Source organism: Bradyrhizobium tropiciagri (assembly GCF_018130545.1).
Lineage (GTDB): Bacteria > Pseudomonadota > Alphaproteobacteria > Rhizobiales > Xanthobacteraceae > Bradyrhizobium > Bradyrhizobium tropiciagri_A.
The window spans coordinates 1,020,929-1,035,244 of sequence record NZ_JAFCKF010000003.1 but is presented as its reverse complement, the minus strand read 5'-3'; the positions used below and the strand labels follow the sequence as shown (position 1 = coordinate 1,035,244).

The following is a 14,316-nucleotide window of genomic DNA, read 5'->3' as shown; positions in this document are numbered from 1 at the left end:
CTTATTCCTAAGCTGCGGAAGGACACGAAGTTGCAATCAGACCGTTATGAGCGACGAGGCCAACCTGACCTCGTTTAGGGAAGGGCTCTTATTCAGCGGTTGGGCCAAAAGGCACTTTTGCCCACGAAACGCGCCTCGAGTCGTTCCTGGCCCCTGTAACCCATTGAAATCGCATCAAATGCGAACGCCCTCCGAGCGCACCTTGAACCCACGTTTGGTCTTGAATCGCTGCCGACCTAAGGCCGCGTCATAGAGGGAAATGGCCGATAGGTGCGATGAAAGTTCAGCTTGCTTTGGCCACCCGCTCGCGATCAGCCTTAACGCGGCGCTCGATCAGTGCCGAGCCTTGCTGAATAGCGATCCGCTGCGCTTCCGCGAGGTCCTCAAGGCCACCCGGGTTATCGCCGGATTGCAGGCGTAGTAGGCCGCGTAACCGGTGAAACTCGCCAGCTGTCCAGCGCTCGCCGGTATCGATCTCCCCGGCGATACCTGCCAAAGTCGCGAGCCCTTCCTCGGGGCGGTGTGCCCTGACACAGCCGCCGGTGAACACCACGCACCACGCAGACAGCGAGGGCAAGCGCTCGGCGATCATGCGTTGCATACCGTGCTGCGCCAGACGGAAGCCCTTTTCGACATATCCCCGATGAATGTCAGCCATGCCTGCAAGCAGATCGGCGTGCGGCCGCCAGTAGGGCAGGTCGTGCTGCAACGTGAGGTCCCGCAACCGCACGGCATGGAAGGCAAGATCGTTGGCGTCTTCCATCAAGGCGGCGAGCAGGCCGCCTGCGAAGGCGGTGGTATGACAGATCGTCTGGTAGTGGCCGCTCGCGTTGGAAGCGTCGAGCGCAGCTTTGCGCCAGATGCCGGCTCGCTCTATGTCGCCGAGCATAGTCCAGGCTTCGGCAAGCCCGACCTTGACGGTGACGGCATGGACGGTGGCGCCGACCTTGTTCAGCGCATCGTTGTGTTGTTCAGGAATGAACAATTTCTGGAATAGCTCGAACTGAGCGATCGCCGCGGCGAACTCACCACGGAACAGCAAAGTCGTGCCCATGCAGCGATGCGCGATCAGCTTGTCTAGCGTGCTGCCGTGCGCCGCCACCCGCATGATCTGGCGGGCCACTTCAATCCGAACATCGGTTTCATTGAAGCGGGCGATCCAATTCAGGAACAGCGCCGGAACGATGCGTTCGCCGCCGCCGATGCGCGCCGAAAGCTCGACGGCATGCGCGATCTGCCCCTCGACCTCGCCCGCGCCATAGCCACGTGCTGCGATCAGTGGCCCCAGAATGGCAAGCCGCAAGTCGAATTCTCGGACGTCACGTTCGCCTCCCGGTGGCAGGCGCGAGGTCTGCTCCAGCGCTGCGGTGAAATGTGCGACTGCCTCGACCGCCGCCGAACGACGCGCGGCGTCGCGTCCTGCTTTTTCCAGATAGATGATGGCGGCGGCATGGTCCCCGGCTTCCGCGAACTGGTGCGCCAGCAAGTGCGGCATGCTGTCAACGATTGCGGGAAAATTCGCCTCGATGGTGTCGGCAATCAGCTTGTGGACGCGCAACCGGTCGCGCCGAAGTAGCAGGTGATAGGCGGCGTCGCGCAGCAGGGCATGGCGGAAATCGACGACATCACCAAAGCCGCTGGGACGCGTGACGAAGATGCCGCTTCCGACCAACCCCTCGATGCTTTCCCGCATTGCGGCCTCGCCAAAGGACGATACCGCTATCATCAGATCGAGCGGGACGTCGCGCCCGATAGCCGCCGCGAGCTGCGCGGTCTCGCGGCCATTTTCGAGCAGGTCGAGCCGCGCCAGCAGGATTTCGTTCAGGGTTACCGGAATCGCGTTCGCATCCGTCGCGCCGGGAGAGCCGTCCCCCATCGCCTGCAGGCTGCGGGCCAATTCCTCGGCAAAGATCGGAATGCCATCCGAGCGCACCACGATCGCATCGATCATACTGGTCGGCATCTTGCGCGCGACGGCGATGGTATTGATTAGCCGCCTGATCTCGTCGGGCTGCAGCCGCGCCAGTTTCAGAATGCTTGCGCCGGAACGTTGTGCCCATTGCGGCATTTCCTCCGGGCGCATGGTCGCGACCAGCAATACCGGAAGGCCGCGGATCATTCCGGCCAGCTGCTCCAACCATTCGTTGGTCGAGGGATCCGCCCAGTGCACGTCCTCGATGACGATGATTGGGCTCTCGCGCGAGATCGCCTCGACTATGTCGAGCAGCGCCGCGATGGTGCGTGCCCTGATTTCTGTGGGCGCAAGCCGCACCAATAGCCTTCGGTCGCTGCTCTCGCGCCGCAACAGTTCGGCGATTAGCGCCAGCCGTTCGGGGTTCGCTTGGCCGAGCCTGCGCAGCATTGCGTCGAGCTTGTCGAGCTGGCGCACATCAGCATCCGGCGCTTCCACGCCCGTCATGTAGTCGAGATAGTGGGTGATCGGATGGAACGGGCGGTTGGTGTGGATCGGTGAACATTGCAGCACCACACGCTGTTCCGGTCTGATCTCGAGCCTGCGGTGCATCTCCTCGATCAGGCGCGACTTTCCGATGCCGGCCTCGCCGGTGATCACGACGATCTGGCCCTGGCCGAGCAGGGCCGTGGCGGCGCGGTCAACCAGTTGGGAGATATCGTGCTCGCGACTGATCATGGGCAAGCTGACTGCGCCGTGCACAGCGTCGAAGCGGGTCGCACCCCGCTGTTCCCCGATCACACGATAGGCCATGACCGGCGTGCTGAAGCCCTTCAGGCTTCGCATGCCGAGCTTTTCCAGGCGGAACTGTCCGCCGATAATTTTTGCAGTCGTTTCCGCGATGAGCACCTCGCCGGCCCCGGCTTCGCCTTGCAGCCGCGCGGCTAAGTTGGGTGCTTCGCCTACCAGCGAGTCCCGCTCAATGGCGGCATGGCCGACCAGGTCGCCGACGACGACCGACCCGGTGGCGATGCCGATCCGTACATGGAGTTGTTCTCCGCTTGGTGTCACCAGCTTGCCGATCTCCTCGGCGAGCATCAGCCCGGTAGCGACCGCGCGTGCCGCGTCGTCCTCGCGCGCGCGCGGATATCCGTAGGTCGCGAGCACGCCGTCCCCGATATAGCGCAGCACGTATCCGCCATACCGCTCGATCAGCGTGGCGCAGGCATCCTTGTAACTGGTGAGGAGCTCCAGCACGATCTCGGGGTCGAAATCGGAGGACAGTCTGGTGTAGCCGACGAGGTCGCAGAACATGGTTGTGACCTGTCGCCGCTCGGCGTTGGCGATCGGCCGGGGTGCAAGCGACCGAGGGGACGGGCTTTCCTTAGGCTCGGGCCGCTGCACCTCAACGGCAAGTTTTGCGATCGCGTCGAGTAGCCGGCGGCGATGCCCGACTGACGTGACGCCGAGTTCGACAAGATCGGTCGAGGTCAGATGCGCCACATTGCCGGCGTCGATGTCGTTATCGAGGAACGCCTGTAGGTAGCCGGACAGCCCTAGCTGTTCCAGCCAATCCTTGACAAAACCCGCGTTCGGTCCGTTCGGCTTGGGCATATGGTCTGCTACGCCTCACCGTTCTCATAAACGATCCGCGATCTCAATGCATCCGCCACCTTTTGTCGACCTGCTCACGGAGAGACCCTTGATCAGATGCGGCGTAAACATCGGCTTCGAAAGGAAGAAATCGTCCGTGAACCGCGATTACTTGACGTCAACACGGCAATATCGGCTGTCTTTGCCGCAATGCGTCAACGTGTCGATTTTAGCATGGCAGGTGGTGACCGCAGGCCTGGATGTCTGCAACGAATTGGCGACCGACTTCCGCCGGAATCTCGAACTGCTCTCGCTTCTCCGTGCCAGCAGTAAAGGTGTCGGGCGGACACTGCACAAACACGACGCTCAGCGAGGACCGCCGGGCGCAAGGCGAAATCCCGTGGTTCTACGGAAGTCTTTTGGCGGCCGCTTTTGCTTGGCCAGGAACCCACGTCGCGGCCCTCGGTTGACGAGCGGTCCTGGTGCCAATGGAGGCGGCCGGCACTTCGTGCCGTGCGCGCTCTTCGGCAAAAGCCCGGGAGCGTGGGCCTCCCGTGCGATGATTGCCGATGTCGCGCTGCCCGCTGTCTCCAAAAGGTTGAAGAACCTTAGGCTTGCAAAGGGCGAGCCCGTTCGGATCGGTGGTTGGGCGTTTCGAGGGCTGCTCAATTTGCCGGTGGTCTGGGATCCCGGCAACTGAGCGGCGAGACCGAGCAGGATTCCGACAGCCTTGTGCGATGCCCGATCTCCACGCTTCATAGTACTGAGCTTTTCAAGACCCATGCGTTCGACCGCATTCTTGACATTCGTCGATGAGTTTTCATCGGAGTTCCCAGCTCAATCTCGGACGGAGCATCGGTCTAGATTGCTGCTGGGACCTGTCGCGGCGATGACGGCTCTCTTCCTTCTCGGACAATGACTAGGCCTGGTCAAAGCCGTCAGTCGAACAGCTGGCATACCAAGATGATCCTTTAAGCTTAAAATAAAGCTGGCTCGCAGCCGGCGCCAGTGGCAGACTGTCTGCGGTCAAAACCGTCGGTGGGCCCCTACGATGCGCGATTGGGACGATGCCTATGCCAACTCGGCTCATGTGCCGGGCTCGGACAAGTTGCCTGCGCTGTGGGCGGAACGGGCCGCCGCGTACCGCGCCGGGCTCGCATCTTTCAAGGCCGATATCGCCTACGGATCACGCGACCGGCAATGCCTCGACTTGGTCCTTCCCGACGGCGAGACCAACGGCCTTGTCGTCTTCGTGCATGGTGGCTACTGGATGCGGTTCGACAAGTCGTTCTGGACGGACCTGGCCGAGGGAGCGCGGCAACTTGGCTGGGCGATGGCGTTGCCGAGTTACACGCTGGCGCCGACCGCGCGGGTCTCCGAGATCACGGCAGAGATAGCTGCCGCGGTCGCGACTGCTGCGGCGCAGGTCGCGGGGCCAATCCGGCTCGCCGGTCATTCAGCGGGAGGCCATCTGGTGACGCGAATCCTCTGCGATGACAGCCGCCTCGAGCCTTCCATCTATGACCGCATCGCCGGAACCCTGTCGATCAGCGGTCTGCACGATCTGCGGCCGCTTCTAAAGACCAAGATGAACGACACGCTTGGTTTGACGATCGAAGAGGCGACGATCGAAAGCGCCGCTCTGCACCTGCCGCGGGGCGGTTCGTTGCTCACGACCTGGGTTGGCGCTTGGGAACGCCCCGAATTCATCCGCCAGGGGGAGCTGATGGCGAATGTCTGGACTGGCTTCGACGTGCCGACGCGGTCGGTCGTCGCGCCTGGGCACAACCATTTTACGATTGTCGATGGGCTGAAGGATCCGTCTTCCGCCATCACGCGGAGTCTCGTCGGGCTTGATTGGCAATAGCTCGGAAAGGTCTGGAGGAGCCGTCATGAGCAACCAAGACTTCGATCCTGCAAATGAGGGCGCCGAGATCGATTTCGCGCGCAAGATGTCGTACGGCGACTATCTCAATCTCGACGTGATCCTCGGCGCACAGCATCCGATTTCGGATGCCCATGATGAAATGCTGTTCATCGTCCAGCATCAGACTTCCGAGCTGTGGATGCGGCTTGCGATCCACGAGCTCAGCGCGGCGCGCCGCGCGATAGCGCGAGATGAAGTGTCGGCGGCGTTGAAAATGCTCGCGCGCGTGTCTCGGATCTTCGAGCAATTGAACAACGCTTGGGATGTGCTCCGCACCATGACGCCCAGCGAGTACACGCACTTCCGCTCGCGGCTCGGACAATCCTCCGGCTTTCAGTCCTTTCAGTATCGACTGATCGAATATCTTCTCGGCAATCGCAACCATGCGATGCTCAAGCCGCACGCCCATGACGTCGCGGTGATGGCTCTGCTCGAAGCCGAGCTCGCCACGCCGAGCCTTTATCAAGAGGTCCTGCAGCTCGTTGATCGCTGCGGCCTCAAAATGCCGGTAACCGTTCTGGCTCGCGACGTTCGCGAAGCTCATCGCTTCGACGAGGGTGTTTTGCAAACGTGGCGTCGGGTCTACGTGGCGCCGGAGGCAAATTGGACCCTTTATGAGCTCGCCGAGAAGCTGGTTGACTTCGAGGACTATTTTCGCCGCTGGCGCTTCAATCACGTCACGACCGTCGAGCGCATTATCGGCTTTAAGCGCGGTACCGGCGGTACCGGTGGTGTCAGCTATCTCAAGCGGATGCTGGAAGTCGAGCTGTTTCCGGAACTCTGGCGCGTCCGCACCATCCTGTGAGAACGGCTATGTTCGAGAAACAACTCCGCGTCTACGACGACACCAGGGCTCTCTTCCATCTACCGGCCGGCGTCATCTATCTCGATGGCAACTCGCTCGGCGCGCTACCGCTCGGGGTCCCGCAGAGGGTTGATCGCGTCATCAAGGCAGAGTGGGGCGATGAACTTATTCGCGCCTGGAATACGGCTGACTGGTACGTGCAGCCGCGTCGCGTAGGTGATCGGATCGCACGGTTGATCGGAGCCGAGCGGGGCTCGGTCGTGATGGGTGATACGCTGTCGCTGAAAGTCTATCAGGCACTCGCAGCTGCACTCGATATGAGGCCAGGGCGCAAGATCGTTCTGTCGGATACCGGGAACTTTCCGACTGATCTCTATATTGCTGAAGGGCTGATCGCGACGATTGGGCGCGGCCACCAATTGCGGCTGACGGCGCCGGAGCTGGTCGAGATGTCGCTGTCGGACGAAGTCGCGGTTCTGTATCTTACCGAAGTCGATTACCGTACGGGCCGTCGGCACGACATGGCGAAGCTGACCGCGAAGGCGCGCTCACTCGGGATCCTTACGGTCTGGGACCTCGCACACTCCGCCGGTGCGTTGCCTGTCAATCTTGCCGGCGTTGGCGCGGATTTCGCCGCCGGCTGCAGTTACAAATATCTCAATGGAGGGCCTGGCGCCCCGGCCTTCGTCTACGTTGCGCCGCGCCACGCCGATCGAACACGTGTCGCGCTTTCGGGCTGGATGGGACACGCCAAGCCGTTTGCCTTCGATCTTGGCTACGCACCTGCCGCCGGCGTCGAGCGGATGCGGGTGGGCACACCGCCGGTGTTGGCAATGGCGGCGCTGGAAGCGTCGCTCGACATCTGGGACCGCGTCGATATTGACGAAGTTCGCGCGCGCTCATTGGCTCTGGCCGATCTCTTGATCGCCGAGGTCGAGCGCCGCTGCCCATCGCTGAAGCTGGTCACGCCACGTGCCCACGGCGAGCGCGGCTCGCAAGTCTCTTTCGCGTTTGATGGAGGCTACGCCGCGATGCAGGCTCTCATCGCCCGCGGCGTGATCGGCGACTTCCGTGCGCCGGATATCATGCGATTTGGCATTGCGCCGCTCTATGTCGGCGAGACCGACATCTTGCGTGCGGCCGAGATCATCGAAGAAGTTGTTGGCGGAGAGGTGTGGCGTCGGCCGGAATATCAGGTCGTGAATGCGGTGACGTAGGCGACACCACTTTCGACTGCAGCTTCGCCGCGTTCCGTGCAACCAACGCGAGGCTTATCATGTATTGAAGCGGCCATGCAATCCAAGAGGCCTCTCGATGAGGAAACGCGCCAATCACGTCGCACGGATAGCAAAAATATCGTCAAGAATTATAGGAGGCCTGGTCACATACGCGAGGTCGAATGACCATTGCGAGCTCAACTAGCAGATACCGTCGCCGAAGCCGACGTTAACCAAGCTTTCCGAAGTGCTCTCGAATCCAGCCAGGCGTAACGCCGAGCTGCCGATGAAACGCTCGTCGCATTTGCTCCTGTGATCCGAAGCCGCATCTTGACGCAACGACGGTTAGCGGAGCTCGCGTTGTCTCCAGCATCAAACGGGCGCGTGAAATCCGAAGGGTTTCGATCGCCACAGCAGGCGATCGACCAACGGCTTCGGTGAAGCGGCGCTGAAAAGTTCTAGGCGATTGTCCTGCGGTTTTTGCTAGTTCGTCGATAGACCATGAGCGATTCAATGTCGACTCAACCAGTTCGATCAACTTGCCGTAGTCGCCTTGGTTCGATCGCTGCTGCAAAGCAAGCGGCTCGCTGAATTGAGCCTGGCCGCCTGGCCGGCGCAAGTAAACCACCAAGTCCCGTGCAACCCGTGCAGCCATCGCCTGACCGCAGTCGTCCTCGACCAGTGCCAGAGCCATGTCTATCCCGGCGGTTACCCCCGCCGACGTCCAAAATCCGCCATCATGCACGAAGATCGGGTCGCTCAGAACCTCAATGTCGGGATATTTGGCCGCAAGGTCCGCGCAGCTTCTCCAGTGGGTGGTAGCCCGTTTTCCACTGAGCAAGCCGGTCTCCGCCAACAGAAATGAACCGGTACAAACCGTGCAGACCCTGCGGATCGATCCTGCAGTGCGGCGAAGGGCTTGCACGAGTTGCCGCTCTCGTGCCGCAGCCTCGACCCCGGGGCCACCTGGTATCACCAACGTGTCGGCAGACCCGAGGGCTTCAAGGCCGTGGTCAACGACAAGGCTGGGACCAGCCGAAGCATCCACACGGCCGCGCTGCATTGCGGCAACGATGATTTCATAACCCGGCGCGGCGCCTTCACGATTGGCGAGGGCGAATACTTGGAGTGGCCCGACCAGATCGAGCGGCTGGTGCCCCTCATACGCCAAGAATACGACGCGCTTCGGCGCGATTGGCGCAAAAGGTGGGCGCTTTGTCGTTCTTGCCATACTGCTCGATAGTAAACTCCACCATTGTTCGCAAGGTGAAGTTTGCGCGGATGTCAGGAGTACTCCTCCACGTTGGTCCCGTGATGGCTTCGGGGGTACCGAGCCTCTCGCATCTCGTCGGAGTGGTTGGTTCATTCAGTGCCAGCGTGGAGGGCCTGGCCGGTGGTCCATGCAGTGAGGGGCGCTGACAACCGGACATCATGCACGCAAGCTGTTGTCGACGTCGCTGGCTTGCCAGACGCGCAAGGCGTGCCGCAGCACCGGATATGCGCTTCTTTGCCTCCGCGAACGACGACGAGAGACGGTTTCGACAGCTGATATCGGCAGATCTCGCCGATCGGCAGCAAAGCTGTCTGGTGTTAGCTGTGCGCGTGCACAGAACCGATGATCTATCGCGCTTTTCATCGCAGGAAGGATTGTAAATGAAAGTATTGGCGGACGGATCGGCGGCGGAGGTCGGCAAGATCGAGTCACGAAGCGGGCTTGCAGGGCTCGACTGGAAGACGATCTCGCTGGCGAGCATCGGGGGTGGATTGGAATTCTACGATTTCATTGCGTACGGCGTCTTCGCGCAGTACATCGCCAAGGCATTCTTTCCGGCAGAAGACCCTGCTGTTTCTCTCGTCAATACGTTCGCGGTTTTTGCCGTCGGGTATCTGTCGCGTCCGTTTGGTGGTGTACTCTTTAGTCACGTCGGCGACACGTTCGGCCGCAGAAGAGCCTTCTTGATCTCGCTGATTACGATGACTGCCGCCACTATGGCCATGGCTGCTGTACCGGCTTACGAGACCATTGGATTAGCCGCCACTGTTCTGTTTATCTTTCTGCGGTTCATCCAAGGATGCTGCGTTGGCGGCGAACTTCCCGGCGCCATTACGTATGTCGTCGAAACCGCTCCCCGTCGAGCTGGATTGGCGTGTGGCGTCATGTTCTTCTGCGTCAATACTGGCAGCTTTATCGCAGTCTTCGTCAGCTCGATGTTGCATTCCTATCTTACAGCCGACGAAGTGCAATCGTACGGCTGGCGGATCGGATTCGCCGTTGGTGGCGTGCTCGGCGTGGTGGGATTCCTGTTGCGGAGCAAGATGCAGGAATCAGAACTGTTCAAGTCGCTCGGTGAAAGGCGGACTGCCCAAATCCCCGCGATGGAGGTGATCAGGTCGTACTGGGGGCCTGTGCTTCTCGGCGTGGGTATAGTTGGAATCAACCAAGCCTTTATCGCGATCCTCAACGTCGGAATGACCCCTTACCTCAGCCGCGTGGCAGGCTACGACGTCAAGATCGCGACCTCGGTAATCAGCTATGCAGTAGGCTTGTTGTCCTTCGGCATTGTCGCGGTCGGTTTCGTGAGCGACCTCTTGCCTCGCCGGAGGATATTTCAGCTCGGAGCACTCCTCCTCATAGTCGGCAGTTACCCGCTCTATCAGGCGATCCTAGGCAAGACCGTCGATCTCTATCTCCTATTCGCCGTTGCAGCAGTGGTGTGTGCTTTGGTGTCCGGTACCTTCGGAGCCTTGGCAGCTGAGCTTTTTCCCACGCGGCTACGATTTAGCGGTCTTGCCATTTCCTACAATCTCGCTGCGGCCTTGGCGGGCGGCTTTACACCCCTCATTACCTCATGGATCGTCGCTACGGGTGAAGACAAGGCAGCACCCGGGATCTACCTGTCGATCGTCGCTGCCGTCGGCCTCTTCTCGGCTCTGTTGTTAGGGCGTGTCAGCTCCGGCGAAGAGGCAAGAATAGATCGATAAGAAGGACCAAACGACCATGTTCGACAGCCTGGTAGACCAGCCGCCCGACAGCCTTCTTGGCCTTATAAAGGCCTATCAAGACGACAAGCGAACGAAAAAGCTGGATCTCGGCGTAGGCGTATATCGCGACGACGCCGGATTGACGCCGGTCATGTCGGCGGTGAAGTCCGCCGAGCGTATTCTATTGGAGAGCCAGCGCACCAAGGCATATCTCGGGCCAGAAGGGGACATCCTGTTTGTGTCTGCGTTACAGCCGCTTTTGTTCGGGGCGCGCGCTACCGGCATCACGGGCCTCCAGACCCCCGGTGGGAGTGGAGCGTTGCGGCTCGGTACTGAGCTGGTGGCGCTTGCGCAGCCGGGAGCGCAGGTCTGGGTCGGTGTTCCCACCTGGCCGAACCATGCTGCGATACTCGAGGCCGTCGGCGCCAAGGTGCGTCCGTATCGATACTTTGATACTGCGACCCAAACCGTCCTGTTCGACGAGATGATGGGCGCGTTGTCCCAGGCCGCACGAGGTGATGTCGTCCTGCTTCATGGATGTTGCCACAATCCAACCGGTGCTGACTTAGATGCCGATCAATGGTCGGAGACGGCTGGGCTGATTGCAGAGCGCGGCCTTTTCCCGTTCATCGATCTTGCCTACCAAGGGCTCGGCCGCAGCCTCGATGAAGACGCGTCAGGAATGAGGTTGGTGTTAGCTGCGGTCGATGAGGCGCTGGTTGCCTACTCTTGCGACAAGAACTTCGGCCTCTACCGGGATCGGGTTGGGGCACTGTTCGCGTTTAGTCGCGATACGACCAAAAGTGCTGCAATCGATAGCAACATGGCAAGGCTGGCTCGTGTTAGTTGGTCGATGCCTCCCGATCATGGGGCCGCACTGGTGCGGACCATCTTGGAATCGAGCGTTCTCCGGCTCGCCTGGCACGAAGAGCTCGTCCGGATGTGTGCACGGATAACCGACGTCAGGCGGACGGTCGCCGGATTGGAGCCCCAACTGAAGTTCCTGGCGAACCAGCGCGGGTTATTCGCAAACCTTGCACTTACACCGCGCCAGATCTCTACCTTGCGCCTCGATCACGGCATCTACATGGCGCCTTCGGGCCGAGTCAATCTTGCGGGCATGCGGGCCGCGGATGGCGACACGTTGGTGGCCGCTCTGGCCCACGTCGGAGCGTTCAAGGAAAGTAACGCGGAGCTATCGTGAACCCACGTCTGATCTCAAAGTAGCGGCGCCGCTGCGAGACAATTTTCGATACGTCGGAAAATCGTTGGTCGTTCCGACACGGCGTGGCACGAAATGCAGGCAATTTGGCATTTCCGCCTCGCGAGCCCCGGATAAGATTAAGTCAGCTCTGCCAAGGAAACCAAACATGATCCCGCTCGATACGCCTCTACGTATTGGCTCACTCGTTTTTGAAGGACTCGATCAAGTTGACCTGACCGCACCTCTTCAGGTTTTGGCGCAACTTCCAAACTCGACCTATCGTCTCTACGGAAAGACGACCGATACCGTTCGTGATCACAAGGGTTTGCGGCTGACGCCGGATGTTGCCATAGCAGACGCGCCACAACTGGATGTGCTGCACGTGCCGGGTGGAGCCGGGCAGGAAGCCCTGATGCACGACGAGGAAATCCTGGCCTGGCTACGACGGCAGGCTGCAGGCGCCAAGAGTGTACTCTCGGTCTGCACGGGCGCACTCATCCTCGGGGCGGCAGGCCTTCTCATTGGCAAGCGGGCCACCACGCATTGGGCGTCATTCCATCTCCTTGAAGAGTTTGGGGCAATCCCTGTTGATGAGCGAGTGGTCGTCGATGGAAAGTGGGTGTTTGCAGCCGGAGTAACCGCCGGGCTCGACGCAGCGATACGGCTAGCAGCCGAGCTTCGCGGTGATGAAGTAGCTCAGTCCATCACGCTTCTGATGGAATACTCGCCTGAGCCACCCTTCAAGACCGGTACTCCGGAGACCGCTCCTTCGCACATATTGGAAAAGGTACGTCAAGCTGTTCGACCACTGACAACGCGTCGCGAACATACCGCTCGCCGGGCAGCCGTGCGGCTCGGCGTTAAAGCGCCATCGAGCTAGTTCCCATATGCCTGCGCTTGACGAATCCACCCTGGCCGCAACAGCCATTGAGTTACTTGCAAAGCTAGTTGAGTTCGATACGACGTCGCGGCATTCGAACTTGAAGCTGATTGCGTTCGTCGAGACCTATTTGGCGCGGCTGAATGTCTCTTCGGTCCGAATGATCAGTGAAGATGGCAGAAAGGCGAACCTCTACGCGACGCTCGGACCTCTTTGTGGAACCGGCGTGATACTGTCGGGGCACACCGATGTGGTGCCCGTCGATGGACAGAATTGGTCAAGCGATCCATTTCGGATGGTGCGGCGAGGTGACAGACTATTTGGTCGTGGCACGTGCGACATGAAGGGCTTTATCGCTTGCGCGTTGGCTGCCGCACCGCTCTTTGCGTCGCCCGAGCAACTGAAGCGACCGATACATCTCGCTTTGTCATACGACGAAGAAGTCGGTTGCGTCGGAGCTCCGGCGATGATCGGTCGACTGTCAAAGTTGATGCCACGACCGTCCGTGGCGATCATCGGTGAGCCCACGGATATGGCCGTGGTCGGCAGTCACAAAGGCGGCGTCTTGTATGAGGTGAAGGTACGAGGGCATGCCGCACATTCGAGCCTGCCTCATCTCGGTCTGTCAGCCAACATGATGGCTGTCCGTTTGATGCGACGGTTAGTGGAGATCGCGCAGCACGAAGAGGATGCGTCTGATCGAAACTCAGCGTTTGAGCCGCCGTTCTCCACGCTGAGCATCGGCAAGATACACGGCGGCACAGCTTCCAACATTCTTGCTGAAGAGTGTGTATTCTCGTTGGATCTGCGGACCATCCCTGGCCGCGATCGAAACGCGCTGCTGAAGCCCTTCTTCACGGAGATGGCGGTCGTTGACGCCGAGGCAAGGCAGCGGTTCCCCCTTGCCGGAGTGACGTGCAGGCAATGCGCTTTGGTGCCGGCGCTCTCATTCGAGGACGGCCGACCTGCAGAACCGCTTGCACGTATGCTAACCCACGACAGTGGCCCCCGTCGCGCAGTAGCCTTTGGCTCTGAGGCAGGTCAATTTCAAGAAGCCGGTTTTTCCACCGTGATCTGCGGCCCAGGTTCAATAAACCAGGCGCACCAACCTGATGAGTTTGTGACCATCGATCAATTGCATCGCTGCGCGGCGTTCATGTTGCGCCTCGCGGAGAGCCTTGGTTAGGCGCGCGACGTGACAGGCTCGACAGCGGATGCATCCGCGCGATCGTGCAGTGGCGAAGATCATCGATCTAGGGTTCTTTTGTGAATTGATCGCGGTCGAGCCCGATGGCTTCGTCCGCGTTCTAAGGATTCATGGAGAGAGGGTATGAGTGCAGAGCACAGTTCGGAAGGCGCCGAACTCGCGATACGAGCATTGCGCATGCGGTCCAATGCTGCGATTGCGTCCCGAGAGGTCGGTCCTATCGTCGCAATCCTCTCTGCAGATGTGAAGATCGTAGCAAGCAATGGCAGCGTTATTGATGGCGCCGAAGCGATGGCTCGAGCGGTTCAGCAAAGCTTCGCTGACCCGGATTTCGTCAAGTATCACCGAGAACCTGTCACGGTCGATGTCGGCGGGTCGACCGCGGCCGAAACTGGAATCTGGGAGGGGCGTTGGCGACGCAAGGTGATCCGCGGAAGTTATATGGCGAGATGGCACTACTCCACCAGCTGGAACATAACTGCTGAGCTGTATGTCCCGCTCGATTGGGGTGATGAGTGAGGCGCGAATTGGCCGTTGTGCTTGCGCATGTGCGGCATAGAAGTCGAAGGCCCAAAAGAAGCTGATTGGC

At 60.4% G+C, this 14,316-nt stretch carries 10 protein-coding genes and 1 pseudogene; 9 read left to right on the top strand and 2 right to left on the bottom strand.

The genetic code is table 11. From position 1 onward, the window contains the following. Positions 1-283: 283 nt before the first annotated feature. Positions 284-3,526, bottom strand: a complete 3,243-nt coding sequence (locus JQ616_RS17605) for an adenylate/guanylate cyclase domain-containing protein (RefSeq protein ID WP_212016233.1) — start codon at positions 3,524-3,526, stop codon at positions 284-286. Between the two features lie 463 nt (positions 3,527-3,989). On the opposite strand from JQ616_RS17605, the pseudogene JQ616_RS17600 reads away from it, so the two are divergent. The 4 genes and pseudogenes from JQ616_RS17600 to kynU form a co-directional block, all read left to right on the top strand. Beyond that, positions 3,990-4,205 (top strand): annotated as a pseudogene (locus JQ616_RS17600) (cytochrome P450); the annotation flags it as partial. Positions 4,206-4,556: 351 nt separating this feature from the next. Further along, positions 4,557-5,372 (top strand): alpha/beta hydrolase, encoded by an 816-nt coding sequence (locus JQ616_RS17595; protein ID WP_212016231.1) that lies wholly within the window; start codon positions 4,557-4,559, stop codon positions 5,370-5,372. A gap of 25 nt (positions 5,373-5,397) precedes the next feature. Beyond that, entirely contained in the window at positions 5,398-6,237 is an 840-nt protein-coding gene (gene kynA / locus JQ616_RS17590; RefSeq protein WP_212016229.1) for a tryptophan 2,3-dioxygenase, read from the top strand. 8 nt (positions 6,238-6,245) lie between these two features. Next, positions 6,246-7,454, top strand: a complete 1,209-nt coding sequence (kynU, locus tag JQ616_RS17585) for a kynureninase (protein WP_212016227.1) — start codon at positions 6,246-6,248, stop codon at positions 7,452-7,454. 229 nt (positions 7,455-7,683) lie between these two features. Here kynU and JQ616_RS17580 read toward each other — a convergent pair whose 3' ends face one another. Further along, positions 7,684-8,685, bottom strand: coding sequence for a GlxA family transcriptional regulator (locus JQ616_RS17580; RefSeq protein ID WP_212016224.1), 1,002 nt, complete (start codon positions 8,683-8,685; stop codon positions 7,684-7,686). A 422-nt stretch (positions 8,686-9,107) separates the two neighbouring features. Between JQ616_RS17580 and JQ616_RS17575 the strand changes: the two genes are divergently transcribed. The 5 genes from JQ616_RS17575 to JQ616_RS17555 all read left to right on the top strand — a co-directional run bounded on the left by JQ616_RS17575 (position 9,108) and on the right by JQ616_RS17555 (position 14,246). Further along, positions 9,108-10,436 (top strand): MFS transporter, encoded by a 1,329-nt coding sequence (locus JQ616_RS17575; RefSeq protein ID WP_212016222.1) that lies wholly within the window; start codon positions 9,108-9,110, stop codon positions 10,434-10,436. A gap of 16 nt (positions 10,437-10,452) precedes the next feature. Then, positions 10,453-11,640, top strand: a complete 1,188-nt coding sequence (locus tag JQ616_RS17570; RefSeq protein WP_212016220.1) for an amino acid aminotransferase — start codon at positions 10,453-10,455, stop codon at positions 11,638-11,640. Positions 11,641-11,806: 166 nt separating this feature from the next. Continuing rightward, positions 11,807-12,520 (top strand): DJ-1/PfpI family protein, encoded by a 714-nt coding sequence (locus JQ616_RS17565; protein ID WP_212016218.1) that lies wholly within the window; start codon positions 11,807-11,809, stop codon positions 12,518-12,520. 7 nt (positions 12,521-12,527) lie between these two features. Further along, on the top strand, positions 12,528-13,706 hold the full coding sequence (argE, locus tag JQ616_RS17560; protein ID WP_212016216.1) for an acetylornithine deacetylase: 1,179 nt from the start codon (positions 12,528-12,530) through the stop codon (positions 13,704-13,706). A gap of 144 nt (positions 13,707-13,850) precedes the next feature. Next, positions 13,851-14,246 (top strand): nuclear transport factor 2 family protein, encoded by a 396-nt coding sequence (locus JQ616_RS17555; protein WP_212016214.1) that lies wholly within the window; start codon positions 13,851-13,853, stop codon positions 14,244-14,246. Positions 14,247-14,316: the final 70 nt, after the last annotated feature.

Bases quoted from the DNA above. Each gene is read 5' to 3' on its own strand.
- JQ616_RS17605 (WP_212016233.1), bottom strand. From the start codon at position 3,526: ATGCCCAAGCCGAACGGACCGAACGCGGGTTTTGTCAAGGATTGGCTG.
- JQ616_RS17565 (WP_212016218.1), top strand. From the start codon at position 11,807: ATGATCCCGCTCGATACGCCTCTACGTATTGGCTCACTCGTTTTTGAA.
- kynU (WP_212016227.1), top strand. From the start codon at position 6,246: ATGTTCGAGAAACAACTCCGCGTCTACGACGACACCAGGGCTCTCTTC.
- JQ616_RS17575 (WP_212016222.1), top strand. From the start codon at position 9,108: ATGAAAGTATTGGCGGACGGATCGGCGGCGGAGGTCGGCAAGATCGAG.
- argE (WP_212016216.1), top strand. From the start codon at position 12,528: ATGCCTGCGCTTGACGAATCCACCCTGGCCGCAACAGCCATTGAGTTA.
- JQ616_RS17580 (WP_212016224.1), bottom strand. From the start codon at position 8,685: ATGGCAAGAACGACAAAGCGCCCACCTTTTGCGCCAATCGCGCCGAAG.
- kynA (WP_212016229.1), top strand. From the start codon at position 5,398: ATGAGCAACCAAGACTTCGATCCTGCAAATGAGGGCGCCGAGATCGAT.
- JQ616_RS17555 (WP_212016214.1), top strand. From the start codon at position 13,851: ATGAGTGCAGAGCACAGTTCGGAAGGCGCCGAACTCGCGATACGAGCA.
- JQ616_RS17595 (WP_212016231.1), top strand. From the start codon at position 4,557: ATGCGCGATTGGGACGATGCCTATGCCAACTCGGCTCATGTGCCGGGC.
- JQ616_RS17570 (WP_212016220.1), top strand. From the start codon at position 10,453: ATGTTCGACAGCCTGGTAGACCAGCCGCCCGACAGCCTTCTTGGCCTT.